Source organism: Cetobacterium sp. 2A (assembly GCF_014250685.1).
Lineage (GTDB): Bacteria > Fusobacteriota > Fusobacteriia > Fusobacteriales > Fusobacteriaceae > Cetobacterium.
In genome coordinates this window covers 117737-142713 of record NZ_JACFAJ010000006.1, presented here as the reverse complement: position 1 = coordinate 142713, position 24977 = coordinate 117737, and the positions used below count along the sequence as shown (strand labels likewise).

27 protein-coding genes and 1 pseudogene are annotated in these 24977 nt (G+C 29.8%); 20 read left to right on the top strand and 8 right to left on the bottom strand.

Going from position 1 to position 24977, the window contains the following annotated elements:
- Positions 1 to 8: 8 nt before the first annotated feature.
- The 3 genes from H3N56_RS04460 to H3N56_RS04450 are packed head-to-tail and all read right to left on the bottom strand — an operon-like array spanning position 9 to position 2808.
- Complete coding sequence (locus tag H3N56_RS04460) at positions 9 to 401, bottom strand: NusG domain II-containing protein (protein ID WP_185880071.1); 393 nt, start codon at positions 399 to 401, stop codon at positions 9 to 11.
- Entirely contained in the window at positions 379 to 1284 is a 906-nt protein-coding gene (locus tag H3N56_RS04455) for a phosphatidylserine decarboxylase (protein WP_185880070.1), read from the bottom strand. Before H3N56_RS04455 ends, H3N56_RS04460 begins: the two co-directional genes overlap by 23 nt.
- A gap of 9 nt (positions 1285 to 1293) precedes the next feature.
- The gene (locus tag H3N56_RS04450) at positions 1294 to 2808 is read right to left on the bottom strand and encodes a nicotinate phosphoribosyltransferase (protein WP_185880069.1); all 1515 of its coding nucleotides are present in this window, start codon (positions 2806 to 2808) and stop codon (positions 1294 to 1296) included.
- Positions 2809 to 2940: 132 nt separating this feature from the next.
- Here H3N56_RS04450 and dtd point away from each other — a divergent pair, with 132 nt between their 5' ends.
- On the top strand, positions 2941 to 3396 hold the full coding sequence (dtd, locus tag H3N56_RS04445; RefSeq protein ID WP_185880068.1) for a D-aminoacyl-tRNA deacylase: 456 nt from the start codon (positions 2941 to 2943) through the stop codon (positions 3394 to 3396).
- Positions 3397 to 3416: 20 nt separating this feature from the next.
- Positions 3417 to 4436, top strand: coding sequence for an alpha-hydroxy-acid oxidizing protein (locus H3N56_RS04440; RefSeq protein WP_185880067.1), 1020 nt, complete (start codon positions 3417 to 3419; stop codon positions 4434 to 4436).
- 48 nt (positions 4437 to 4484) lie between these two features.
- On the opposite strand, the gene H3N56_RS04435 is transcribed toward H3N56_RS04440, so the two are convergent.
- Together H3N56_RS04435 and H3N56_RS04430 are read right to left on the bottom strand one after the other, a co-directional pair.
- Positions 4485 to 5225, bottom strand: coding sequence for a DUF368 domain-containing protein (locus H3N56_RS04435; protein ID WP_185880066.1), 741 nt, complete (start codon positions 5223 to 5225; stop codon positions 4485 to 4487).
- A 10-nt stretch (positions 5226 to 5235) separates the two neighbouring features.
- Positions 5236 to 6312 (bottom strand): Mu transposase C-terminal domain-containing protein, encoded by a 1077-nt coding sequence (locus tag H3N56_RS04430; RefSeq protein WP_185880065.1) that lies wholly within the window; start codon positions 6310 to 6312, stop codon positions 5236 to 5238.
- A 194-nt stretch (positions 6313 to 6506) separates the two neighbouring features.
- Here H3N56_RS04430 and ptsG point away from each other — a divergent pair, with 194 nt between their 5' ends.
- From ptsG to H3N56_RS04415, 3 genes are all read left to right on the top strand, one after another.
- Entirely contained in the window at positions 6507 to 7985 is a 1479-nt protein-coding gene (ptsG, locus tag H3N56_RS04425) for a glucose-specific PTS transporter subunit IIBC (RefSeq protein WP_185880064.1), read from the top strand.
- A gap of 102 nt (positions 7986 to 8087) precedes the next feature.
- The gene (locus H3N56_RS04420) at positions 8088 to 8483 is read left to right on the top strand and encodes an META domain-containing protein (RefSeq protein WP_185880063.1); all 396 of its coding nucleotides are present in this window, start codon (positions 8088 to 8090) and stop codon (positions 8481 to 8483) included.
- 136 nt (positions 8484 to 8619) lie between these two features.
- On the top strand, positions 8620 to 9801 hold the full coding sequence (locus H3N56_RS04415; RefSeq protein ID WP_185880062.1) for an SH3 domain-containing protein: 1182 nt from the start codon (positions 8620 to 8622) through the stop codon (positions 9799 to 9801).
- Between the two features lie 25 nt (positions 9802 to 9826).
- Here H3N56_RS04415 and H3N56_RS04410 read toward each other — a convergent pair whose 3' ends face one another.
- A complete protein-coding gene (locus H3N56_RS04410) occupies positions 9827 to 10705 on the bottom strand; it encodes a lysophospholipid acyltransferase family protein (RefSeq protein ID WP_185880061.1) in 879 nt (292 codons plus the stop codon).
- A 109-nt stretch (positions 10706 to 10814) separates the two neighbouring features.
- On the opposite strand from H3N56_RS04410, the gene H3N56_RS04405 reads away from it, so the two are divergent.
- From H3N56_RS04405 to H3N56_RS04375, 7 genes are read left to right on the top strand one after another with little or no spacing between them, the layout of a single operon-like run.
- Positions 10815 to 11510, top strand: coding sequence for a 5'-methylthioadenosine/adenosylhomocysteine nucleosidase (locus H3N56_RS04405; RefSeq protein ID WP_185880060.1), 696 nt, complete (start codon positions 10815 to 10817; stop codon positions 11508 to 11510).
- 22 nt (positions 11511 to 11532) lie between these two features.
- Complete coding sequence (locus H3N56_RS04400) at positions 11533 to 12771, top strand: folylpolyglutamate synthase/dihydrofolate synthase family protein (RefSeq protein ID WP_255492148.1); 1239 nt, start codon at positions 11533 to 11535, stop codon at positions 12769 to 12771.
- Positions 12764 to 12964, top strand: coding sequence for a hypothetical protein (locus H3N56_RS04395; protein WP_185880058.1), 201 nt, complete (start codon positions 12764 to 12766; stop codon positions 12962 to 12964). Before H3N56_RS04400 ends, H3N56_RS04395 begins: the two co-directional genes overlap by 8 nt.
- Entirely contained in the window at positions 12948 to 14894 is a 1947-nt protein-coding gene (gene hprK, locus H3N56_RS04390) for an HPr(Ser) kinase/phosphatase (RefSeq protein WP_185880057.1), read from the top strand. The genes H3N56_RS04395 and hprK overlap by 17 nt, the downstream gene beginning before the upstream one ends.
- Positions 14895 to 14911: 17 nt before the next feature.
- Entirely contained in the window at positions 14912 to 15808 is an 897-nt protein-coding gene (locus tag H3N56_RS04385; RefSeq protein WP_185880056.1) for a YitT family protein, read from the top strand.
- Between the two features lie 27 nt (positions 15809 to 15835).
- A complete protein-coding gene (locus H3N56_RS13525) occupies positions 15836 to 16780 on the top strand; it encodes a bifunctional oligoribonuclease/PAP phosphatase NrnA (RefSeq protein ID WP_332478564.1) in 945 nt (314 codons plus the stop codon).
- Between the two features lie 25 nt (positions 16781 to 16805).
- Positions 16806 to 17123 (top strand): cell division protein SepF, encoded by a 318-nt coding sequence (locus H3N56_RS04375; protein ID WP_185880055.1) that lies wholly within the window; start codon positions 16806 to 16808, stop codon positions 17121 to 17123.
- 32 nt (positions 17124 to 17155) lie between these two features.
- Here the strand turns inward: H3N56_RS04375 and H3N56_RS04370 are convergent, their stop codons facing one another.
- Positions 17156 to 17797 carry a toxin-antitoxin system YwqK family antitoxin gene (locus tag H3N56_RS04370; protein WP_185880054.1) on the bottom strand — a complete coding sequence of 214 codons (642 nt, stop codon included), beginning with the start codon at positions 17795 to 17797 and terminating at the stop codon, positions 17156 to 17158.
- 154 nt (positions 17798 to 17951) lie between these two features.
- Between H3N56_RS04370 and H3N56_RS04365 the strand changes: the two genes are divergently transcribed.
- From H3N56_RS04365 to pyrE, 8 genes and pseudogenes are all read left to right on the top strand, one after another.
- Positions 17952 to 18920, top strand: a complete 969-nt coding sequence (locus H3N56_RS04365; protein WP_185880053.1) for a thiamine ABC transporter substrate-binding protein — start codon at positions 17952 to 17954, stop codon at positions 18918 to 18920.
- 63 nt (positions 18921 to 18983) lie between these two features.
- Complete coding sequence (locus H3N56_RS04360) at positions 18984 to 19154, top strand: hypothetical protein (RefSeq protein WP_185880052.1); 171 nt, start codon at positions 18984 to 18986, stop codon at positions 19152 to 19154.
- Positions 19155 to 19172: 18 nt separating this feature from the next.
- Complete coding sequence (gene pyrB, locus H3N56_RS04355) at positions 19173 to 20234, top strand: aspartate carbamoyltransferase (RefSeq protein ID WP_185880051.1); 1062 nt, start codon at positions 19173 to 19175, stop codon at positions 20232 to 20234.
- A 28-nt stretch (positions 20235 to 20262) separates the two neighbouring features.
- Complete coding sequence (locus tag H3N56_RS04350) at positions 20263 to 21063, top strand: dihydroorotate dehydrogenase electron transfer subunit (RefSeq protein ID WP_185880050.1); 801 nt, start codon at positions 20263 to 20265, stop codon at positions 21061 to 21063.
- A gap of 16 nt (positions 21064 to 21079) precedes the next feature.
- The gene (locus H3N56_RS04345; RefSeq protein ID WP_185880049.1) at positions 21080 to 22003 is read left to right on the top strand and encodes a dihydroorotate dehydrogenase; all 924 of its coding nucleotides are present in this window, start codon (positions 21080 to 21082) and stop codon (positions 22001 to 22003) included.
- 4 nt (positions 22004 to 22007) lie between these two features.
- Positions 22008 to 22730: an orotidine-5'-phosphate decarboxylase gene (gene pyrF / locus H3N56_RS04340; protein ID WP_185880048.1), complete on the top strand. Its 723-nt coding sequence runs from the start codon at positions 22008 to 22010 to the stop codon at positions 22728 to 22730.
- A pseudogene (locus H3N56_RS04335) lies at positions 22724 to 23851 on the top strand (dihydroorotase family protein); the annotation flags it as partial. The gene pyrF and the pseudogene H3N56_RS04335, both read left to right, overlap by 7 nt.
- A 66-nt stretch (positions 23852 to 23917) precedes the next feature.
- The gene (pyrE, locus tag H3N56_RS04330) at positions 23918 to 24541 is read left to right on the top strand and encodes an orotate phosphoribosyltransferase (RefSeq protein WP_185881067.1); all 624 of its coding nucleotides are present in this window, start codon (positions 23918 to 23920) and stop codon (positions 24539 to 24541) included.
- A gap of 54 nt (positions 24542 to 24595) precedes the next feature.
- Here pyrE and H3N56_RS04325 read toward each other — a convergent pair whose 3' ends face one another.
- On the bottom strand, positions 24596 to 24859 hold the full coding sequence (locus tag H3N56_RS04325; RefSeq protein WP_185880047.1) for a glutaredoxin domain-containing protein: 264 nt from the start codon (positions 24857 to 24859) through the stop codon (positions 24596 to 24598).
- Between the last annotated feature and the right edge of the window lie 118 nt (positions 24860 to 24977).

The following is a 24977-nucleotide window of genomic DNA, read 5'->3' as shown; positions in this document are numbered from 1 at the left end:
TTTCTCTCCTATCTGATGATAAAATCTATATCATCATCATTTTTTTTGTCACCAATAATCTTAACTATTAATTTATCAGGAACACCAACGATAACATCTCCGGGATTTTTTATCCAACCTTGCTTAACGCAAAGTTTTAAAGGAGAGTTTGAAGATGTTACTCTAACCATGTTATTTTCAATTTTTATATTAACTCCACCAATTTCAGTGTCTACAAATATATATTTTTCTTTTTCTTGAAGGGGATAAACATATTTTAAATTTCCATCCACATATATTTCAGTTTTAGAAGGTTTTTCATCTTCAAATTTACTAATGGAATTTCCTAATACGGAAAAACAACAAATTAGAAAAAGATAAATTATTAAATCTCCCTTTTTAAAGTACGTTCCCTTGGCCAATTTTCTCTCCCATCATTACTTTTGTCTCAATACCTTTTTTACTATTGTCTATAATATCTCTATCAATTGTTACTTTTCCTTTTTCAAAAAGTAGAATACAAGATGAACCTCCAAAATAGAAGTACCCTTTTTCATCCCCTTTTTTAACAAATGAATTAGGTATATAGGTCTGTTTTATTCCTCCAACCATAGTAGCTCCAATTTCACTCATAACTATATTTCCAAAATTTTTAGTAGAAAGAACAGAGTATTCCCTTTTGTTTTCACAATATATTCTGAAATTTTTTCTTATTGCATATGGAGACACAGAATAATAATACCCACTTATTTCTTTAGACTCACTAATAGTACCATCGGCAGGGAAATGGAATCTATGATAATCCACAGGAGCCAATCTTATAATTAGAAGAGTACCACCTTCAAATTTTTTAGCCAGAGAATCATCCATTAAAAATTCTTTTAAATTAAACTCGTCTCCTTTTAAAAAGAAGTTAGTGGTTTCTTTTAAGTTATCGAAAACTAGTATTTTACCATCGGCAGGTGAAGTTAAAATATTTTCACCCATAGCTATTGGTCTTGAACTAGGTTGAAGTTCTCTGATAAAAAAGTCATTGAAAGATTTAAAATCTTCAATTTTTCTCTTAGATTCATTCATATTTATATTGTGACTAGTTACAAAAGGTTCTATTTTATCTTTAGAATTAGGAGAATCCATTTGTTTTCCATAAAAAGAAGTCAGACATTTTTTTCTAACTACAAGATTTAAAGGCAAGATGCCCATAGGATTATAGTATAAAAATTTAAGAAAGTTTTCTCCTGGAACACATTCAACTAAAGTTTTTCCAGAAGCTCTATCAACATATTCAATTTTTTTAAAATTCATAAGATCTCCTTATTTTGTTATTTCTTGCTTTATTTTTTCAATAAGAGTGTATTTTAGAGTTCTAAGATCCTCTGATAAATCTACTTTGTAGTGGTGAGGATTTTCTAATCTTTTTCTTTCTTCAGAAACTTTTGAAAGAGCTTGTAAGTAATACTCTCTAGATTTTTGAATATCTGATAAAAGAGCGTATTCTTCAAGATTGATAGAACCTTTTAAAACGAAATTTTTTGTTAATTTCTTAGAAGTATATTTTCCTTCTTTTAAGGTACTAGATTTAAAAGAATAACTTTCATCTCTTATAGTTATTTCTTGTTTGTTTTCTAAAGTGTTTTTATCTTTGTCGTTATTTACTAAAGTTATTAAGTCGGCATATGCAAAACCATCTTTATCATAAAGTCTGTAGACTTCTTTAAACCCTGGATTAGAAATTTTAATAATATCTTCAGATAGTTTTATAACCGGGTTTTCATTGATTTCAACAATTTTATAAACACCACCAAAGCAAGGATTTGATTTACTAACAGCAATGGCATCTCCTACCCCAAATAAATCAACTGAGGCTCCTTGTTCTTTTAAAGATTTAATAAGAGATTCGTTCAGTGCATTTGTTAAGAAAATACGAGCTTTAGTCAGTCCTGCTTCATCTAACAATAATCTACATTTTTTTGAAAGATATGCTAAATCTCCAGAATCGATTCTAATTCCGTAAGTACCTTTATAACTGTCATCAATGCCATTTTCTTTAAAGGATGCAATAGCATTTTTTATTCCAATTTCTAAAGTGTTATATGTATCTATTAGTAAAATAAGTGTATTAGCATTTCTATTTCTTCTGTGTTTTATGAAAGCATTGAAGGCCTTTTTTTCAGAACAACTTCCAACTCCGAAGGTTTGGATAAATGAATGAGACATAGTACCAACACTAGGAATTCCATATTTATATTCAGTGACAAGATTTGAATGAGAAAGACATCCACCGATAAGTGAAGCCTTAGTTCCAGAAACTGCACTATCAAAACCATGAGCTCTTCTACTTCCAAAAGAACTGACAGGAATTGGATCGGCTGCTCTTGTGATTCTAGAGGCTTTAGTAGCTATTGCTAGTTGCATATTCATTATATTTAAAATAGGAGTTTCTAAAATTTTTGCCTGGATAAGAGGAGCTTTAATAGTTATTATGGGCTCATTAGGATAAGCAATTTCTCCATCTCTCATAGCATAAATATCTCCTGTAAATTTTAATTTACTTAGATAATCAACCAGTTCAGTTTCTTCTATAAGTTTAGAAAAATATTTTCTTTTTTCATCTTCAGATGTACTATTTAAGATATCAATAAGATCAATAACTTCTTGAACTCCGGATACAACCGCAAATCCCCCATCTTCGGTTTTTCTAAAGTACATATCAAAAATTGCTTCTTGTTCTTCTAACGATTCCATAAGGAAAATATCGCTTTCTGTATATTGATATCTGTCTGAGTTGATAACTCTTGCAAAGTCTGTAAGCAGGTTTTCTTTTCTCATTTTTCATCCCCTCTAAAAATTAAACTTTATGTCAAATTATAACATTTATTTAAATAATTTCCAAATACTATCTCCTTGCAAAATCTTCTCTAATGTAATAAAATTGCATAAAAGATGTTTTGGAGGAAAGAGATGAGAGCTGTACTACAAAGAGTTACTTCTGCTTCAGTAAAAGTTGATGGAGAAACTATCGGAGAAATAAAAAATGGAATTTTAGTTTTATTGGGAATAACACATTCGGATACTGAAAAAGAAATAAACTGGTTAGTTCCGAAGATTAAAGATTTAAGAATTTTTGAAGATTCAGACGGAAAGATGAATTTAGGATTAGAAGAAATAAATGGAGAGCTACTTATAGTATCTCAGTTCACTCTTTATGGAGATTGTATAAAGGGAAGAAGACCATCTTTTATTTCAGCTGCTAGACCAGAAATGGCCGAAGAATTATATGAGAAGTTTGTAGAAAAGGCTAGAAGCTTGGGAGTAAAGGTAGAAACAGGGAAATTTGGAGCTGATATGAAAGTAGAATTATTAAATGATGGTCCAGTGACAATTATAATAGATACGCCAGAAAATTTGAAAAAATAAAATTATAATGGGGGAAGAGATTGGATATAAAATTAGTTAGAGATAATGCACGTGAAAGAATGAAGGGTTTTTGTGCTATTTGTAAAGAATGTAATGGAGTATGGTGTGCAGGACAAGTTCCGGGTATGGGTGGAACAGGAAGTGGAGAAACTTTTAAGAGAAATCATGAAAAGTTAAAGGATGTAAAAGTAGTTTTAAGAACTCTGCATTCAGTGAAAGAACCCAAATTAGATTGTGAACTATTTGGAGAAAAGCTATCTTTTCCAGCAATGGTAGCACCGATAACAGGAGCTAAATTCAATATGGGTGGATATGTTACTGATGAAGAATATTCAGAAGATATTGTTTTAGGAGCTGTTGATGCTGGGACTATTGCAATGATTGGAGATACAGGAGATCATAATTGTTATGATTCAGGAATAAAATATCTTAAAATGACTGGTGGTAAAGGAATAGCGATAATAAAACCAAGAGAAAATAGTGAAATAATAGATAGAATAAGAAAAGCAGAAGAAGCTGGAGCTATTGCGGTTGGTGTGGATGTTGATGGTGCTGGGCTGATAACAATGAAGTTATTTGGGCAACCAGTTGGTCCAAAAAGTTTAGAGGATTTAAAAGAATTAGTAAACTCAACAAATCTGCCGTTTATAGTGAAAGGAATCTTATCTCCAGACGAAGCTAGACTTTGTGTTGAAGCTGGAGCCGCAGCGATAGTAGTTTCAAATCACGGAGGAAGATGTTTAAATGAAACTTTATCAGCTATAGAAGTATTAGAAGATATTGTAAAAGAGGTTGGAGACGAAATAATTGTATTAGCTGATGGAAGTGTTAGAGAGGGTGTTGATATTTTAAAATATCTTGCTTTAGGGGCTAAGGCAGTTTTAGTTGGAAGACCAATTATTTGGGGTTCTGTAGGTGGAAGAAGAGAGGGTGTTCAAACAGTATTAGAAGGGTTGAAAACACAGTTATTCCAAAGCATGATTTTAACAGGAACAGCTGATGTAAATAAAGTTGATATTTCAAGAATAAGAAAAGTATAAAAGATTAAAATATTGGCCAGCAGAATTTCTTCCGCTGGCCAATATTTTTTAAAATACTCTAAAGATTATATCAAACATTGATACAACGATAATTCCAACTATAAAATGGAGAGTATTACTACGATACTTATTTAAAAGAACATTTATAAGTTTTGCAAATCCAACAAGTCCGATTGCTGTTCCAGCTCCAAAAAAGATAAGTGGAATTATTTTAAAAGAGCTTATGTATGAAAGAATATTGTAGTATTCTCCCAAAACAAGAAGCAAAAGAGATCCTGAAATACCAGGGATAATCATGGCCCCAGCAGCGATAATTCCGCATATAAAAAGTTTGATTCCGTATGCAATAGTGAATATATTTGAGGTAGTAGCAAGAGTATCTTCCTTTTTAAATATATATGTCAATCCAACAAAACACATTGTAAATATTACTCCTGAAAAAAATGCTAATAGATTCTTTTTGTTTAAAAAATTCTCCCCTTTTAAAATAAGTGGAATAGATGGAATAATTAAGATTACAAAACCAATGGTAGTTATTTTAGGATATGTACTATACAAAAATGCCACTAATTTAGCAAATAAAAGAATTCCAATAACAGCTCCAGCACCAATTTGACCAACGAATTTTATATATTCTATTTTCTTTTTCATTGGAACTATAAAAAAGTTTCCAATTGCCTCTGTCAGTTGATCATATATTCCAAGAATAACAGCTAAGGTACCACCAGAAACTCCAGGAAGTACATTGGCAATTCCGATGGCAATCCCTTTTAAAAAATTTTTCAACATGAAAATCCTCCTAATTTTTAACTAAAAATCCCTCACATAAAAAACTATTATTGTAAAAGATAAAGATAGTGTCTTTGTCTAGTTGAGAATATTTGACATGAACGATTTTATCGGTTAACTTTTCTAATAACGGATTAAAATATATTGAATTTTTAACTCTAATTCCATAATTATATACTTTTCTATTGGAGTTTGAAAGAAAAAAATCTAATTTTCTAACATCAAATACTTTTTCAGATTTTTTTAGATTTGTAGAATGAGTGTCTTCTCCGAAGAAGTATAAATTAATAAAGTTATTAACTTTTTCTAAAGATAAATTAATCTCATTTTCAAACACTTTTTTTAAATCGGATTGTATGAAGTTACAAAGTTTTTTTAATTCACTTAAATCAAAAGAATCAGTTTCTGTAAAAATAATTCCAGTTTCAAAAAAACATTTTCTCAATTTGTTATTGGAAAGTTCCCCAATAGTATTAGTTAAAATAATTTCTTTTGGATAGAAATTACATTTTAAGATTGATTCTCGTATAAATGGAAATAATTTTGTAAAGTCATGTGCAGTTTGATCAAATGAAAAATTTATTATTTTAAAAGTTTTAATTTCAAAAAAAAGAGTTAAGTAAAAAACAGAACACTCAAAATTCAAAAATGGGAAGTATATTGGAAATTGAAATATGGAAAAGATTTCTTCAGGTTTACTAATTTTTTCTATATGAAAATTTGAGGATTTTTTAATAAATTCATCTAGACTACTTATAACTCTATAAAAAGTAGGATAACTAATTTCACAATTTATAGAGGAGAGAGTAGAAAGTGATTTTTCGTAAAGTTTGGAGATTGAAAGATTATAATTTTCCATATATAGATTTTTTATAATGTCCATTTTTTCATCATCAATTTTTTTGTGATTATTTTTATCAGATCTTTCTTTTTTCTCAAGACCATCTATTCCCTCTTTTTTATATGATGTTACCCATCTTTTTAAAGTTGAGTAAGATATGTTAGATTCATTTTCTATATCTATAAGTTTTTTTTCTTTTTTGAAAAAAGGCTCAATTATTTTAAAGCGTTCTTTTGCTAGTTTCATCTTCAACTCCCGAGTTATGATATACTTTTTTCTATATTTTTTTTCCTAAATGATACTATTTAAATGTAAATGAGTCAAAGTAAAAAATAAAAAGCTCATTTTGTGTGATAAAAAACTTGACTTTTTTTAAATAAGAATGTATTATCGATTTTGTTGAAGATAAAATAAAATTTAATATATTTTAGGAGGAACAAATGAAGATTTTTGCAGAAGTACAAAAGATTGGAAAAGCATTAATGACACCAGTAGCAATACTTCCAGCAGCTGGAATATTTTTAGCCGCTGGTAATAAATTGGGAATACCTCTTATGGAACAAGCAGGAGGAATTATATTTGGAAACTTACCACTTCTATTTGCTGTTGGAGCGGCAATAGGTTTAGTTGGTGGAGATGGAATAGCTGCATTAGCGGCAATAGTAGCAATTTTAGTTATGAACGTAACTATGGGGGTTCAAACAGATGCAGCAGCAGGAGTTGCAGCAGGAGATGGAGCTTTCGCTACAGTAATGGGAATTCCAACACTTCAAACTGGAGTTTTTGGAGGATTAATAGCGGGTATAATAGCAGCTATATGTTACAACAAGTTTTACAAGACAGAATTACCATCATTTTTAGGATTCTTTGCTGGAAAAAGACTAGTTCCTATAATGACAGCTGTAGTAGCATTTTTAGTTGGACTTGCAATGCCGTACATATGGCAACCAATCCAAGCTGGATTAGCTCAATTATCATTCTTAGCAAATGAAACAAATACTAACGTATCAACATTTGTATTTGGACTTATAGAAAGAGCATTAATACCATTTGGATTACATCATATTTTCTATGCTCCTTTCTGGTATCAATTTGGAGAGTATACAAATTCAGCAGGACAAATAGTTAATGGAGATCAAGCTATTTGGTTTGCAATGTTAAAAGATGGAGTTAAAACTTTCTCAACACCTCAATATGCAGGAGCAGGTAAGTTTTTAGCAGGGAAATTCCCGTTCATGATGTTTGGACTACCAGCAGCAGCGTTGGCTATGTATAACGAAGCAAAACCTGGTAATAAAAAAATAGCAGGAGGAATTTTATTCTCTGCTGCATTGACATCATTTTTAACTGGAATTACAGAACCAATCGAGTTCTCATTCTTATTTGTTGCACCAGTTCTTTATGGACTTCATTGTGTATTTGCAGCTCTATCATTTATGCTTATGAATATGTTCAAAGTAAGAATAGGGATGACTTTTTCAGGTGGAGTAATTGACTATATTATGTTTGGAGTTCTACCAGGAACTGAAGGGTTCGAAACTAACTGGCCAATGGTAATTGTTGTTGGATTAGGATTCTCTGTAATATATTATTTTGGATTTAGATTTTTTATTAGAAAGTTTAATTTAATGACTCCTGGAAGAGAAGAAGCTTCTGAGGCTTCAGAAGAAACAGTTACACTTGGAAATCATGAATTAGCAGTATTGGTAATGAATGCACTTGGTGGAAAAGATAATTTAGTTTCTATAGATTCTTGTATAACGAGATTAAGATTAGAAGTTAAAGATAGTAGCTTAGTAAATGATGCTGAACTTAAAAAATTAGGTGCAAGCGGAGTTTTAAAAGTTGGTAAAAATGGAGTACAGGCTATATTTGGATCAAAGGCTCAATTCATAGCTAACGATTTAAAAGCTTTATAATTTAAACTAAATAATAAACCTCCTTTAAAGAAGAGATTTGACAAAATTATGGAACTATAGCATAATTATAATCATGATCTTAGAAATTTGGGAGGTTTTTTTATGAAAAAAATTATATTTTTACTATTGTTAACTTTAGGAATTTTAGGATGTAATAATATTGATAAGAAAGAAAAAGAGGTTGAAATTTCGAAAATTATGGATAATGAATATACTTTAGTTAGTGAGTATAAAGATTTAGGAATTACAATAAACTTTGATAAAGATAGAGTTTATGGATTTTCTGGAGTAAATAGATATTTTGGGAACTATAAAATTGATGGTGATAAGATAAAAATTGGACCTCTTGCAGGAACTAGAATGGCAGGTCCTATAGAGTCACTTCAGAAAGAACAAAAATATTTAAAGCAATTAGAATCAGCAAAAATATTAAAGCTGAAAGAAAATTCTCTTTTAATAGAAACAGCAGATAAAACATTATATTTTGAAAAAAAATAGATAAATATTTATTAGAAGGGAATTGACATATAATTTTGTATATTATGACAATTAGTAAATATCAAAAATAACTTGAATAAGCATGAGAATAGTGTTAAAATTTACAAGATTATTTAAAGAAAATGGGTGATGTGAGATGAAAATAAACAAAAGTTTTTTAGTTAGTTTTATTATGTGTGGATTATTTTTAGTTGGTTCTAAAAACGCACAAGCGTCTAGTTATGTTAAAGAAATTAACAAAACTTATGACAATGTTATTCCAATGGATATACCAATAAATTTAAAAACAACGGAAGGGCAACCAAGATACTTAGATTACGTTTATGTAAGAAGTACGGAAGCTCCTGTAAGAAAAGATCCAACTACAAAAGCTGAAGTTTTAGCTAAGTATGTATTTAATTCAAAACTCCAAGTTTTAGAGCAAATTACAAGTAAAGCTGGAAGTGTATGGTACAAAGTTCACACTGAAAATGGAAAAGTTGGATATATTTCTGATAGACTTGTTGGTGTGAGAGAGTTTAGATTTACAGAAATGATGAATAGAATACAGAAGTTAGATAAGTTCGTGAAGCAAGAAACATCTAAGGGAAGAGAGCTAGTTTCTACAAATACGTATGTTCCGAATCCTAATAATGTTAATTTCAAAAGAGACAAAGATAAGTATGGAACTTCTTTAGATCAAAATACGATGGGATACTACGGTGGAGAAAATATAGTTGTACCAGATAGATCTGTTATGTCAGTTATTTCAGAAAATGGAAATATGACAGCAGTAAATGTTCTATCGATAGCGGAATCACCTATAAATATAAAATCTAATGTTATTTCAAGAAATCCAAAAATAAATCCTAATTTTACAAAAGTAGTTGTTATAGACATAAAAAATCAGAATCAAGGAGCTTTTCAAAAGATAAATGGAGAATGGCAATTAATTGGTTATGTTTATAATAAGACTGGAATGGAAAGTCAAGTAGGATTTGAAACACCTAGAGGATATTTTGTTGTTCCAATGCTAAAATATGAAATGGGTTATAGAAGTGAAATAGGAGAAAATCAAGGATATGCTAAGTATGCTATCAGATTTTCGGGTGGAGGATATTTACACGGAACTCCAATAAATTTTGAAGAAGAAATAAACAGGGAATTCTTCATGAAACAAAAAGAAGGAACTCTTGGAACTGTACCTGGAACTAGAAAATGTATAAGAAATGTAGAGGAACACTCTAAGTTCTTATTCGATTGGATGTTGGCAGGGAAAAGTGACGGAAAAAGCAATGAACAAAGACCAGCTGAAAACGTAATGTTTATAACATTCTAATAAAAAAGTAAGGGAATAAATTCCCTTACTTTTTTATTTTTGTAAGTTTTTTGTATAGACTCCATCTATCATGGAACCACATCCATTGCTCAGGATGTTCAGATATTATTTTCTCCATTTTATAAATTAAAAGTTGAGTATTAAATACAACATCTTCTTTTGGAGAGTTTGTTCTTACAAGTTCAATTTCTTCAACAACGTGTACAGTGCAAGAGTTATCTTTATTCATAACATTATAACTCAAAACTAAAGGAATATTATGTTTTAAAGCTAATGAAACAGCTCCTGTTGGAGCAACTGTAGTTTCTCCAAAAAAGTCCACCGAGGCACCTTTGTCTCTGTGATCACTAAAAAGAGCAATAATTTCATTTCTTTCGATATGTTCCATAAGTTGTCTAGAAGTTTGCTTATCTTTTTTTAAAAGAGTAATATTCATTTTTTCTCTAGCTTTTGTAATAAAGTCATCCATATATGGATTTCTTTGTTTTTTTGCAACAGTCACCACATGATAATCTTCAGCAACTTTTAAAGAGGCTTCCATATTTCCCATGTGTAGGGTAGTTACAATGACACCCTTATTTTTTTTGTAAGCAGATTCGAAAATTTCAAATCCCTCAATTTTAACTTTTCCTTGCTCGTTTAAGTATTCTTCAAACCAAAGAGTTGAAAGGAAAGCCTTAGACATTATTTTAAAGGACTCTAAAGCGATTGCTTCTCTTTCCTGTTCAGTTTTTTCAGGAAAAGCTAACTTTAAATTAGCTAGAGCTATAATACGTCTTTTTTTGATAAGTTTATAAGACAATCCTCCTAAAAATTCAGCAAATTTGAATCTACTTTTTTCAGGAAAAACTTGTAAAGTTGTGTTGAAGATTTTAAAAATAATAAATTGTAATTTATGAATCATTTTTACCACCTAAAATTTGTATAAAGTATAATTGGTATTATAGCATATAATTGTTAAAAGTTAGCTAATATGATATAATTTTTTTGAATATAAAGTAGGAGGTAGTATAATGAAAATTGGAATAATCGGAGCTATGAATGAAGAGGTAGTTGAACTAAAAGAAATAATGGAAATATCTTCAGTAGAAAAAAAGGGAAATTTAACATTTTATGTTGGAAAAATTGAAAATAAAGAGATAGTATTAGTAGAATGTGGAATAGGAAAAGTAAATGCGGCTATCTGTGCAACAATACTGATAAATCATTTTGGGGTTGACAAAGTTTTATTTACAGGAGTAGCAGGAGCATTAAATCCTGATATAAATATTGGGGATATAGTTATATCTACGGATCTTGTAGAGCACGATTTTGATGCAACTGCTTTTGGATATGAAGCTGGAGTTATACCAAGAATGGAAGTTTCAAGATTTAAAGCCGATGAGCAGTTACAAAATTTAGCAGCAATAGCCGCAAAAGAAGCTTTTGGAAATGAGAAAGTTTGGCAAGGAACTATTTTAAGTGGAGATGTATTTGTAGCATCTGTTGATAGAATAAAAAATTTAAGAGAAAAATTTAATGGAGAATGTGTAGAGATGGAAGGAGCTTCTGTTGCTCATGTTTGTCACTTATTTGAAACTCCATTCTTAATAATAAGATCAATTTCTGATAAAGCAAATCATGATGCAGAATCTAATTTTAATGAGTTTGTAAAGCTTGCAGCTACTAATTCAAAAGTGATAATAGAAAATATATTAAAAACAATCTAATATAGAGAAAATGGGGGAAGACATGGATATAAATCAACTTTTAGATGAACTTTATTCATATTCTATGCATGGAATAAAGCTTGGTCTAAGTAACATAGAAAAATTATGTGAAGAAATGGGAAATCCTGAGAAAGATTATAAAGTAATCCATGTAGGAGGAACTAATGGAAAAGGTTCTACCTCAACAACTATAGAGACAGTTTTAATAGAAAATGGAAATAGCGTTGGTAAATATACGTCACCTCATATTCTTAAGTTTAATGAGAGAATAAGAGTTAACGGTGAGGATATTTCTGATAGCGAAATAGCTTATTATTATAAAATAGTAAAAGAGGCAGTGAATAAAATTGGAATAACTCCAACGTTTTTTGAAGTAACTACTGCTATGATGTTTAAATATTTTTCTGATAAAAAAATTGAATATGCAATAGTTGAGGTTGGACTTGGTGGAAAATATGATGCAACGAATGTTGTTTTACCTGAAATGGTAGTTATTACAAATGTATCATTAGATCATACAGAATTTTTAGGAAATAATGTATATGAGATATCAAAAGAAAAAGCTGGAATAATAAAAAATGGAGCTGATGTAGTAGTTTCATCTCTAGATTTAGATTTTATAACAGCTATAGAAGAAAAGACAACTGATTATGTGAATGTTTTAAGCAAATACTCAGAAAGTAAATATGAGTTAGATTTTAAAAATTTTATAACTGAAATTACACTAGAAAAAGAGAAATATGAATTTTCTCTTTTTGGTGGATACCAGTACAATAATTTTTTATGTGCCTACGAGGTCTTAAAAAAATTATCTGTTCCAAATTCTATTATAAAATCGGGTATAAAAAAGGTTGTTTGGCCTTGTAGATTTGAAGTTTTAAAAACTGAAGAAGAGATAACTGTTTTAGATGGAGCTCATAATTTTGATGGGGTATCAAAATTAAAAGAGATTCTTAAAGATGGGTATGAAAGTGATGAGGTAGTTACAATAGTATCTATTTTAAAAGATAAAGATATAAATAAAATGGCACCTGTCATTGAAAGTTTTTCTAACAATATAATTCTTACATCTTTGGAAGAAAATAAAAGAGGAATGACGGGAGAGGAATTAGCTAAAAGTTTTGTATCTAAAAATATAATAATAGAAAACAAAATTTCAAAGGCTTATGAACTAGCTAAAAGTATGAATAAAAAAGTTATAGTTTTGTGTGGATCCTTTTATTTATTAAGTAAATTTAAAGAGGAGATATTTAATGGCTAAAAAGGGAGCGTTTTTAAGGATAGTTTATATTTTATCTATCTTTTCAATCTTTAGTTATGTAGAATATGGACTATATCAAAAATTAAAAGATATTTATGAATACAATAGAATAAATAGAGAACTAAAAATGAAAGAGATAGAGACAAACTATCCACTGAGAAAAGAGGGGTTTTGGGGTGGAGATAAAAACTAAGGTAAAAAAAACTATATCAATTCAAGAATTGGCCAAAAAATTAAATTTAGAAAATTTGGTAGAAAAAGATACAACTAACGTAATAATATCTCCTAGTATTTATAGAATCGGGTATGAACTAACGGGATTTTTTAATGAGTCAGGAGAAGAGTTAAATAAATATATACATGTATTAGGTAAAAAAGAGGCTGTATATCTTGAGGGAATGAGCTCGGAAAAAAGAAGAGAATTTATGGAAAAATATTTTTCTTTTGATTTTCCTGTTCTTATATTAACTTATGATTCATTTGTTAATAATGAATTTATAGAATTAGCTAAAAAAAATGGAAAACCTCTTTTAAAATCGAAGCTTAGAACAACAGAGCTTATAAGGGCAATGAAGTTTTACTTGCAAAGAGAGTTGGCTCCTGAAACGATAATAAATAATCATATACTTCTTGATATATATGGTGTTGGAATGCTTATAACTGGTGATGAAGAAGCAAAATTAGGAGCTACAATAGAACTCTTAGAAAGAGGCCATAAATTTATTACTGATACAAAAATGATTGTAAAAAAAATATCGGATGATGAACTTGTTGGAATTAATAGTTCTGATAAAAATAGTCCAGATAAGCACTTCTTTTTGTTTGGAAAAGATGGGAATTCGATTGATTTAACTAATCATTTTGGAATAAAAAGTACAAGAAAAAGAAAAAAAATAAATATGTTAGTAGTTTTAGAAAAATGGGACGAAAAAAAATTCTATGATAGGTTAGGATTAGATGAGGTTTATGAGGAGATATTAGATTATAAAATTCCTAAAGTGACTCTACCTGTAAGAAAAGGAAGAAATTTAGCTATTATTATTGAAACAGCAGCAATAAACCATAGATTGAAAAAAACTGGAGTAAACTCAGCTGAGTATTTTTGGGAAGAATCTAAAAAGATGATTGCAGAAAATAAAAAAAGAAGCCAAAGGGGACAAGAAATGGACAATAGAAAACTTCTTCCAGTCAGAAAAATAAAAAATCAATTTAATTTAGAAATATTAAATGGAGAAAAGTTTTTAGATACTAGGTATATTACAACAACTGGCATACACAGACCTTCGTTAGCTCTCTCTGGATATTTTGATATGTACGAAGAAGAAGGATATAATGGAGTTCAGATTTTTTCTAATGTCGAGTTTAAATTTTTAGAGAGTTTAGATGAAAAAGAAAGAGAAAAAAACTTGAGAAAATATTTTGATTTTGGTTTTCCTATGATAATTTTATCAGGAGTAGAAGAAATACCTGATTATTTTATGGATATTATAAAGGAAAAAGAAGTCATTTTACTGAGAAGTCCTTATGAAAGAACAAGTGAAATAGTTGCAAAATATAGTGGATATTTGGAAACTTATTTTGCACCAAATATATCTATTCACGGAGTCTTTGTAGAGATGTATGGTTTTGGAGTTTTACTAACAGGAAAGAGTGGAATAGGAAAAAGTGAAACAGCTTTAGAACTTATACACAGAGGTCATAGACTTATTGCTGATGACATGGTTAAATTTGTAAGAGGAATATCTGGGGATGTTGTAGGAAAAGCAGCAAAGCTTCCCTATTTTATGGAGATAAGAGGACTTGGAATAATTGATATAAAAGCTCTATATGGACTAGGAGCTGTTAGAATTAGTAAAAGATTGGACGCTATTATAGAGCTTCAAGAACAAAAATCTGAAAATTATTTAACTTCAGTTAATTACATGAGTAGTACTACAGAGATCCTTGATAATAGTATCTATAAAGCTGTTTTGTATATATCTTCGGGAAGAAATGCGGCAGCAATGGTTGAAATAGCAGTTATGAATCTTATGGCCAAAAGGCTTGGATATGATTCAGAGAAATCATATCTAAAAGGAAAAGAATTACTTACTAGAAAGGAACGAATTTTATTAGAAGATTAATACTTGGGGGATAAAAATTGAAAAGAAAAAAAGTGAGTATTGCATTAGACTATTTCCTAATTTACGTGGGAACTTTAATAGTTGCATTTGGAATAGATGTATTTTTAGTTCCAGCAAATTTGGCTCCTGGTGGAGTTACGGGAATTTCTATTATAATAAATTCTTTTACTGGAATATCTTTAGGAAATTTAATTTTTGTAATTAATATTCCAATATTTTTATTTGGACTAAAAGTTTTTGGAAAAAGTTATGGGTTAAAAACTTTATTGGGAATAAGTTTTTTGTCAATTAATATTGACATGATTAAGTATTTGATTCCTTCATATGGAACTCTTATAGATTTTACAAAAGGAGGGAATCTTTTCTTAGCTCCAATTTATGGTGGATTATTTATGGGAATTGGACTTGGAATTGTTATAAAGAGGGGTGGGACAACTGGAGGAAGTGATATTTTATCGGGGATAATGAATAAATATTTTAAAATTCCAGTAGGACAAGCACTAATTATAATAGATTTCTTTGTTATAACAGCAGCAGCTTATATTTTTGGAGTTGAAAAAGCCCTTTATGCTTTGATAAACCTTTATACAACTGGAATTGTAATAAATAAAGTTATAGAGGGACAAGGTGGAGCTAAGATGGCTTATATAGTTACTTCTAAATATAAAGAGGTAAGAGATATAATAGTTAATGATTTAGGAAAAACTGGGAATTGTTTTAAGGCAGAAGCTCTATATTCTTTAGAGAAAAAAGATGTTATTATGACAGTTTTAAGAAATAGAGAAGTTTTTATACTAAAAGATATGATTTCACATGTAGATAAAGAGGCTTTTGTTGTAATATCAGAGGTTCATGAAGTTATGGGAAGAGGTTATACATTTGAAGTTAATCCAGAAAAATTAAAAAAGTTATAAAACTTAAGGAAGTGATTAAAAATAGTAGTGAAAGATATAAAGGAAAAAATATTAAATTCAGAAAAAATAGTTATTACGAGTCATGTTAATCCAGATGGGGATGCTATAGGTTCAGGAATAGCTCTTTATTTAGGACTTGTAAAAAAATTTCCTAATAAAAAAATTAAATTTATTTTACAGGACAAGGTTCCGAAAAATCTAGAATTTCTAAAAGGTACTGAATCTATCTTGCTATCGTCTGAAATACAGGGGAATCTGGATTCAGATTTAGCGATAATAGTAGATTCTGCAACACTTGAAAGAATTGGAGACGTGAAAAATAAAATAGAGAATATATTTAAAATTAATATAGATCATCATATAAGTAATCCTTTATATGGGGATATAAATTTAGTAGAAAATATATCTTCAACATCTGAAGTGATGTACTCTCTTTTAAAGGATTTAGAAATAGATTTGGATTTTAATATGGCAGAAGCCATATATACTGGGATTGTAAATGATACAGGGAATTTTTCTCATGATAATGTAACAAAGAAAACCTTTGAAATAGCAGGAGAATTAATAGAATTAGGTGTAAATAATTCTAAAATAGCAAAAGATTTTTATGCAAGTAGGACTTATATTGGAATGAAAATTTTAGGAAAAGCTTTTGAAGAAATGAGATATATTCCTGAAAAAAAACTGACATATTTCTATTTGCCGTATTCTGAATTAAAAGCACTAAGCGGGACAAAAGACGATACAGAAGGTTTGGTTGAGGAAATTAATAGTAATATTGAAAGCGAAGTATCTCTATTTTTAAGAGAAGAAGAAAATGGAACCATCAAAGGAAGCATGAGAAGTAAAAAAGATGCAGATGTAAATGCTATTGCATCAAAATTTGGTGGTGGAGGACACATTAAAGCCTCTGGATTTAGTTCTACTCTTCCAGCGGAAGAAATTTTAAAAATTGTTGAACAAAGTTTATAATAAAATTTAGAGAGGAGAAAATATGATGGATTATGAAATAGTATTTTTTAAACCTATAAAATTTGAGGATTGTATGAAATGTGTTGAGTATATAAGAGAAGAGAAGATAGTACATATAAATCTATGTGATTTAGATGCTGAAAATTCTCAAAGAATTTTAGATTTTATTAGTGGTGCAGTTTATATTCAAGAAGGTCAGATAGTAAATCCAGGAGAGAAAGTTTTTTGTTCAATTCCTAAAGATAAGAAATATTTGATGGATTATAAAGAGAAAGTTCCAAGCGTGTTAGATTCGAGATATGATGAAGAAGAGGAAATAATTCCGCAGTATAGAAAAAGATAAAAAAAGATGGCAATTTAAGCCATCTTTTTTTATTAATAGGAAGTTTTAACAGTTTTTATAAGAGTTCCATCAGGTGAATAGAATTTCCAAATGTTATTTTTTATACCATTTTTGTAATAACCCTCAATTTGTTTTGTTCCATGTCTATAATGGAAAAGATAAGGCCCATGAAGTTCATCATCAGCATAACTTGTAGAAATATTTAATTTTCCATTATCGTAATAAAATTCCCACGGTCCAGTTCTTTTACCATTTAAATATTTACCCTTAGATTTTAACATACCATTATCATAGTATGATATCCAATCACCATTTAATAATCCGTCCTTAAAAAATTCCTTATTGCTAATTTGTCCGTTACGATAATAAGATTTCCAAACTCCATTTTTTTCTCCAGATTTGTAATTACCTGTAGCTCTTAAAGGACCATCATCGTAGCATTTTACTATTTCACCATGTAAAATACCATCAGAATAAGTTGACTTAGGCTTTACTTTACCCACGAAAGAATTATTTACAAGAACACCTGTATAAGGTGAATTTGAATCAGATAAATAAGTAATTCCATTCTGAGTTTTTTTCATAGAAAAATCATTTGTTTGACTTTCTTTTGTGGTTGTAGTTGTACAAGAAACTATTAAAATTGACGTAATAAAAATTAATAAAATCTTCATAAGGAACGCCTCCAATCTTGGTTATACTTAATAATCATTGTACTTCAAATAAAGCAACATCCTTTAAAATAGGTCAAAAATAATTTCAAAAAAATTGACAATTGTTTTATTTTGTTATATATAGTTTATGAGTAAGAAAATATTGGGAGGAAAAATGAAAAAAATATTTTATGTATTAATGTTGATAATCAGTAGTTACAGTTTTTCAGACGAGGTTATTATATATGGTCCAAATTCAATGAAATGGATAGAAAAAAATTATGGAGAAATTTTTCATAAAAATACAGGACATACATTAAAATTTATATCTGTAGATGGACTTGTTGCTAGATTAAAACTTGAGAAAAAAAATCCGAAAGCTGACGTGGTGATAGGATTAACTCAAGTTATGGGAGAAATAGCTAAAAAAGATAACTTACTTTCTAAATACTCTGTGACAAATATAGATAAAATAGAAAATAAAGAATATATCTTAGACAGTGAAGGATATTTGACTCCTTTTGACTATGGTCTAATGGCTATAAATTACGATACTACTAAAATTAAAAAAGTTCCAAAAAATTTAAAAGAAATTGGTGAAATTAAAAAAAGTTTATTTGTTGAAAGTCCTATGGAGACTACAGGGCAAGAGCTTTTATTTTGGAGTATAGCTTTGTATGGTGAGAATTGGAAAGAGTTTTGGAAAACTATAAAGCCATCAATATATGCAGTGGAACCTGGATGGAGTGAAACTTTTGCAAAATTTAGTGCAGGAGAAGCTCCCATGATGACAGGTTATGCCACAAGTTCTATATTCTTTAATATGAATAAAGATAATAAATTTCAAAGTTTTATTCCAGAAGATGGCGGATATGTATATTTAGAAAATGCTAGTTTGGTTCAAAAAGAAAAAATAAAAGATGGATCTATAGCATTTATGGAATCAATTTTAAGTGAAGAATTTCAAAAGTTAATTACAACAAAAAATTATATGTTTCCAGTTATAAAAACTGATCTTCCTGATAGTTATGATAGTATCCCAAAGGTAGAAAAAACAGTTATATTGTCTGAGGAACAGGTAAAGGATGTTACTGCAAATATAGATAAATATAAAAAAGAATTGTTAGAAATTTTAAAAAAATAGTTGCAAAATAAAAAACAGTGTGATAAACTCTTACAAGTATGTAAAAAAAGGAGGGTGTCAGCGGTGCTAAAAATTCAAAAGTTTAAGAAGAGAAGTAAGTATATTTATAGTTTCTTTTTAAATATTATTTTAGAATTTTTTAATTTTATGACATCTATTTTATTTAATATTTCAAAGAGAATAGTAACTACATTAATTTGTAGTTCTATTCTCTTTTTTTTTATAGAAAATTAAAGAATCTGGGAGGAAGTTATGAACAGTTTCATTTCAATGAAGGATTTTACAAAAGAGGAGATTTTGGAAATCTTAGAAATTGCTAAAAATTTAAAATGTAAAACTAATAATACTCTTATGTCAAATGATATTGTATCAAGTCTTTTCTTTGAGCCTTCTACGAGAACGAGACTATCATTTACATCAGCTGCCTACAGGTTAGGTGGAAAAGTTTTAGGATTTGATTCTCCGGATGCAACTTCTTTAAAAAAGGGAGAAACATTAAGAGATACTATTAAAATGACATCAGCTTACTCAGATGTTATAGTGATGAGGCATCCTAGGGATGGAGCAGCCAGATTTGCAGAAGACATGGCGTCTGTACCAGTTATAAATGCGGGAGATGGTTCAAACGAACATCCAAGCCAGACGTTACTTGATCTATATACAATACAAGAAGAAATGAAAGGCATTGAAAATTTAAAAGTCGCGTTTGTTGGTGATTTAAAATACGGGAGAACAGTACACTCTTTAACAAAAGCTTTATCGATGTTCAATTGTGAGTTCTTTTATGTAGCACCAGATGTTATTCAGATACCTGAGTACATTTTAAAAGAATTAAAAGAAAAGAATATAAAATTTACTTTGGTGGATGATTTTAAAGATATTTTAAAAGAGATAGATGTTTTATACATGACACGAATTCAAAAAGAGAGATTTGAAAACATAGATGAATATGAGCAAGTAAAAAACGTTTATGAAATAAATAAAAGTAATATTATTGGAAAATGTAAAGAAGAGATGATAATTCTTCATCCTCTTCCAAGAGTGGATGAAATTTCAATAGATCTAGATGATACTAAGCATGCATTATATTTTAAACAAGCTAGTAACGGAGTTCCTGTAAGGGAAGCGATGTTTGCAATAGCTTTAAATAAGTTTGAGTTTAAAAGAGAAAAGAAATCGAACGAAGTTAAAAAGAATGAAAAAGTTATCTGTAGTAATAAAAACTGTATAACTCACTTTGAAGTTACTGAAAATAAAACAATTTCAAAAAATAATGAGAAAAACTGTTACTACTGCGGAAGAGAAGTTAAATAAAAAATTAATATATATTTGGGAGGGAAAAATGTTTTTAGAGGAATGTCAAATCTTAGAAAACAAATTTGTTGGAGACAGATATTATTTAATGAAAATCCAAGCTGGTAAATCAGCAGGAGTTTCAAAAGCTGGACAATTCTTTATGCTAAAATGTAAAAATGATATAAGGGTTTTAAGAAGACCAATAAGTTTACATTTTGCGGACAGTGAAAACTCAACTCTAGAATTTTACTATGAAGTTAAAGGGGGAGGAACTAATGAGTTTTCATCTTTAAAACCTGGAGATAGTATAAATGTTCAAGGACCACTTGGAAATGGATTTAATACTGAAGTTGAAGATAAAGAAATTATGGTAATTGGTGGTGGAATGGGGATTGCACCTACTAAATACCTGATAGAGAAGTTAAGTAAAAATAATAGAGTTACATTTATAGCTGGTGGAAGAGATGCAGGTGCTGTAAAAATTTTAGAAAACTTAAACTTAGATGGAGTTAAAGTTTGCGTAGTAACTGATGATGGATCAGTGGGTGAAAAAGGGAATGTGGTTTCTATTATGCAAAAAGTTTTAATAGATAATAAAATTGATTTAGTTCAAACGTGTGGACCTCATAAAATGATGGAAGCTGTTGCAAAAGTAGCTCTTGAAAATGATATAGAATGTGAAGTTTCTTTAGAAGAGAGAATGGCATGTGGAATAAAAGCATGTGTGGGATGTTCTATAAAAACTTTAGATGGAATGAAAAAAGTTTGTTATGATGGTCCTGTATTTAATGCCAAAATAATAGTTGATGTAAATCCAAAAGAGAATGTAGGATGTTCTTGTAACTAAAAAGGGGTGTGTAAAATTGAATAGATTAGAAACAAATTTTTTAGGAATGGTATTTAAAAATCCAATGGTAACATCTTCTGGATGCTTTGGATTTGGACTTGAATATAAAGATTACTTCGATCCAAATGAACTTGGAGGAATAGTAGTAAAAGGAATTACGCTTGAGCCAAGAGATGGGAATTATGGGACAAGAATAGCAGAAACTCCAGGAGGAATGCTAAATTGTGTAGGACTTGAAAATCCTGGTGTGGAGTACTTTGAAAATGTTATTTTAAAGGATATGAGAGCATCTGGAATAACATCTCCAATAATTATAAATATAAATGGTAAAGTAATAGATGAGTATGTTGAACTAGCAAAAAGAGTTGAAAAAATGGATGAAGTGGATATGATTGAATTAAATATATCTTGTCCAAATGTTAAAGATGGGGGAATGGCTTTTGGATCAAATCCAGATGTTGCAGGTGCTGTAACTAAGGCTGTTAGAGAAGTTACAACAAAACCTTTAATAGTTAAACTTTCTCCAAATGTAACAGATATAGTAAAGATAGCTAAAATAGTAGAAGAAAATGGTGCAGATGCAGTTTCTCTTATAAATACACTACTTGGGATGGCAATAGATATTAAAGGAAGAAAACCAGTTTTAGGAAATACTTTTGGAGGGTTCTCAGGACCGGCAGTTAAACCAGTAGCGCTAAGAATGGTATATCAAGTTTCTCAAAGTGTTAAAATTCCAGTGGTAGGAATGGGTGGAATATCTTCAACAGAGGATGCGTTAGAGTTTATGATGGCAGGAGCTACCATGGTATCGTTAGGAACAGGACTTTTCTCAAATCCAATTTTACCAGTTGAAATAAAAAATGGACTTGAAAAATTTTGTATAGAAAATAATATTGATAATATTTCAGAAATAGTTGGAGCAGCACATAAAAGGGGGTAATAAAATGGATGCAAGAGATAGAATGATAATAGCTTTGGATTATTCAAATCCAGAAGATGCAAAGAAAATGGTAGAGGTGTTAGGGGATACAGCTACATTTTATAAAGTAGGACTTGAACTATTCTTAAATTCAAAAGGAGAATTAGTAGATTATCTTACAAATAAAGGTAAAAAAGTTTTCTTAGATTTAAAGTTTCATGATATTCCAAATACAACTACAATGGCATCAATATTTGCAGCAAAAAGAAATACATTTATGTTTAATGTGCATGCTTCAGGTGGAAAGAAAATGATGGCATCTGTAGTAAAAGAAGCTAAAAAAATAAATCCAGAAACACTAGCTATAGCTGTAACAGTTCTTACTAGTTTTTCAGAAGCAGAAGTAGAAGAAACTTTCAGAAGTACACTTTCATTAAAAGAATTGGCAGAAAATTGGGCAAAACTTGCAAAGGATGCTGGAATGGATGGAATTGTATCGTCACCTTGGGAAGCTAAATCTATAAAAGAGATATGTGGAGAGGATTTTAAAACTATATGTCCAGGAGTAAGACCTAGATGGTCAGCTTCAAATGATCAAGAAAGAATTATGACTCCAAAAGATGCTATTTTAAATGGATGTGACTATTTAGTTATAGGAAGACCAGTAACTAAGCATGAAAATCCAGTGGTAGCTGCACAGTTAGTTCTTGCTGAGATAGAGGAGGGGCTAAAAGAGATAAAATGCTAATAAAAAATTGTAAAATTATTCTAAATGACGGACAAATCAGGATTATAGATATTCTTATAAAAAATGAGAAAATAGTTGAAATAGAAGAAAATATAACTATAGTTGATGAAGAAATTATAGATGCAAAAAATAATTTTGTATTTCCTGGGTTAATAGATGTACATACTCATATGAGAGATCCTGGATTATGTCATAAGGAAGACTTTACAACGGGAAGTATGGCATGTGCAAAGGGTGGAATAACAACATTTATAGATATGCCAAATACAATACCAAATACTACTACAGTGGAGATTTTGAATAAGAAGAGAGAAAACTCTGTTGGTAGGAGTTATACTGACTATGGTTTCCACTTTGGGGGAAGTAGAAACGATAACAGTTTAGAGATAGAAAAGATTAAAGACGAGGTTGCATCAACAAAAATATTTTTGAATATGTCGACAGGTGATATGTTAGTAGAAGAGGATAGAACACTTGAGAATTTATTTAATAGTTCGAAAATAATATCAGTTCATGCAGAAGAGGGAATGGTTGAGAGAGCTATAAAGCTATCTGAAAAATATGATAAAACACTTTATCTTTGTCACCTTTCAAAAGAAGAAGAAGTGGAGATGTTAAGAGAAGCAAAGAAAAAAGGTTTAAAAGTATTTGGAGAAGTAGCTCCTCATCACTTATTTCTTAATAGTTCAGATGTAAATGAATTATTAAGAATGAAACCTGAATTGAAAGAAAAATCAGATTGCGAAGCACTTTGGGAAGGATTAAGAGATGGAACTATAGATTGTATAGGTACAGATCATGCTCCGCATACAATGGAAGAGAAAAGACAAAAGTTAACGTTTGGAATTCCGGGTGTGGAAAATTCTTTAGAACTTATGCTATCAGCAGTAGATTCAGATAGAATAACATTGAAAAGAATGATTGAAGTAATGAGTGGAAATCCAGCAAAAATTTTTGGTTTAAAGGATAAAGGAAATATAGAAGTGGGATATGATGGAGATTTAATTATAGTTAATACTGAAGATAAAGGTATTATAAATGATAAAAATATCATATCTAAATGTGGTTGGACACCTTATGTTGGGAAAATGACTGGTGGGAAAGTGTTGACTACAATTTTAAGAGGAAGTATCATATATAATGAGGGAAGTTTCAAAAATAAAATTGGTAAGGAAGTGGGATATAACATGGATAGAGAAAAGAAAGTTGCAAGAGCATTATTATCAACAGAAGCGGTTAGATTAAATGTAGAAACTCCATTTACATTTGTGTCTGGAATAAAAAGTCCAATCTATTGTGATAATAGAAAGATGATAGGGTTTCCAGAGGAGAGAAAAGTAATAGTTAAAGAATTTATAAAAAAATTAGAGCAAAAAGATTTTGATATAATAGCAGGAACAGCTACGGCAGGAATTCCTTGGGCAGCGTTCATAGCTACTGAAATGAATAAGCCTATGTCTTATATCAGAGGAGAAAAGAAGGCTCACGGAGCTGGAAGACAAATAGAAGGTGCAGATTTTGCAGGAAAGAAAGTTGTTGTAATAGAAGATTTGATATCTACAGGAGGAAGTTCTATAAAGGCTGTAGATGCGGCAAGAGAAGCAGGAGCTACAGAAGTAGAAGTGCTTGCTATATTCTCTTATGAGTTCGATAAAGCTTATAACAACTTCAAATCGGCAGGAATTCCTTGGGAATCTTTATCAAACTTCAGTACTTTAATACAAGTTGCAGAAGATGAAAAATATTTAACAAAAGAAGACGCTGAAACAGCATCTAAATGGAATAAAACTCCAGATACATGGGGAAGATAATAAAATGAAAAAGAACCTCTCAGCCATTAAGGCTAAGAGGTTCTTTGTTATAAATTAATGTCCGCAGCTACATCCACATCCACCAGATGGGTTAGCTTGGTTGTCTACAAATTGTGAAATTTGATCAAGACCAGTAAATACTTGTGCTCCACTACATTTTTCAACAACTAAAGCAGGAACAGATCTAATTCCATACATTTGAGCTAAATCTAAATTTTGTGTAGCATCTATATATTCTACACCGTCTACATCAGTAAGTAACTCTTTAGCTGGTCCACAGTATTGACAAGTAGGTGTTGTAAATAACATTATTTTCATATTAATCCTCCTAAAATTTAAAATATACTTATTTTGTATATATAAATAATAATAAAATTTAGTAAAAAAGTCAAGAACATTTTTTTAATAAAAAAAACTAGAACAGTATTAGAACCGT

Excerpts from the sequence above, each read along its gene's own strand:
- H3N56_RS04405 (WP_185880060.1), top strand. The coding sequence starts at position 10,815 with ATGAAAATTGGAATAATCGGAGCTATGAATGAAGAGGTAGTTGAACTA.
- ptsG (WP_185880064.1), top strand. The coding sequence starts at position 6,507 with ATGAAGATTTTTGCAGAAGTACAAAAGATTGGAAAAGCATTAATGACA.
- H3N56_RS04395 (WP_185880058.1), top strand. The coding sequence starts at position 12,764 with ATGGCTAAAAAGGGAGCGTTTTTAAGGATAGTTTATATTTTATCTATC.
- H3N56_RS04350 (WP_185880050.1), top strand. The coding sequence starts at position 20,263 with ATGTTTTTAGAGGAATGTCAAATCTTAGAAAACAAATTTGTTGGAGAC.
- H3N56_RS04430 (WP_185880065.1), bottom strand. The coding sequence starts at position 6,312 with ATGAAACTAGCAAAAGAACGCTTTAAAATAATTGAGCCTTTTTTCAAA.
- H3N56_RS04365 (WP_185880053.1), top strand. The coding sequence starts at position 17,952 with ATGAAAAAAATATTTTATGTATTAATGTTGATAATCAGTAGTTACAGT.
- H3N56_RS04435 (WP_185880066.1), bottom strand. The coding sequence starts at position 5,225 with ATGTTGAAAAATTTTTTAAAAGGGATTGCCATCGGAATTGCCAATGTA.
- pyrE (WP_185881067.1), top strand. The coding sequence starts at position 23,918 with ATGGATAGAGAAAAGAAAGTTGCAAGAGCATTATTATCAACAGAAGCG.
- pyrB (WP_185880051.1), top strand. The coding sequence starts at position 19,173 with ATGAACAGTTTCATTTCAATGAAGGATTTTACAAAAGAGGAGATTTTG.
- H3N56_RS04415 (WP_185880062.1), top strand. The coding sequence starts at position 8,620 with ATGAAAATAAACAAAAGTTTTTTAGTTAGTTTTATTATGTGTGGATTA.
- H3N56_RS04455 (WP_185880070.1), bottom strand. The coding sequence starts at position 1,284 with ATGAATTTTAAAAAAATTGAATATGTTGATAGAGCTTCTGGAAAAACT.
- H3N56_RS04375 (WP_185880055.1), top strand. The coding sequence starts at position 16,806 with ATGGATTATGAAATAGTATTTTTTAAACCTATAAAATTTGAGGATTGT.
- H3N56_RS04420 (WP_185880063.1), top strand. The coding sequence starts at position 8,088 with ATGAAAAAAATTATATTTTTACTATTGTTAACTTTAGGAATTTTAGGA.
- H3N56_RS04325 (WP_185880047.1), bottom strand. The coding sequence starts at position 24,859 with ATGAAAATAATGTTATTTACAACACCTACTTGTCAATACTGTGGACCA.
- H3N56_RS04450 (WP_185880069.1), bottom strand. The coding sequence starts at position 2,808 with ATGAGAAAAGAAAACCTGCTTACAGACTTTGCAAGAGTTATCAACTCA.
- pyrF (WP_185880048.1), top strand. The coding sequence starts at position 22,008 with ATGGATGCAAGAGATAGAATGATAATAGCTTTGGATTATTCAAATCCA.
- dtd (WP_185880068.1), top strand. The coding sequence starts at position 2,941 with ATGAGAGCTGTACTACAAAGAGTTACTTCTGCTTCAGTAAAAGTTGAT.
- H3N56_RS04400 (WP_255492148.1), top strand. The coding sequence starts at position 11,533 with ATGGATATAAATCAACTTTTAGATGAACTTTATTCATATTCTATGCAT.
- H3N56_RS04370 (WP_185880054.1), bottom strand. The coding sequence starts at position 17,797 with ATGAAGATTTTATTAATTTTTATTACGTCAATTTTAATAGTTTCTTGT.
- H3N56_RS04410 (WP_185880061.1), bottom strand. The coding sequence starts at position 10,705 with ATGATTCATAAATTACAATTTATTATTTTTAAAATCTTCAACACAACT.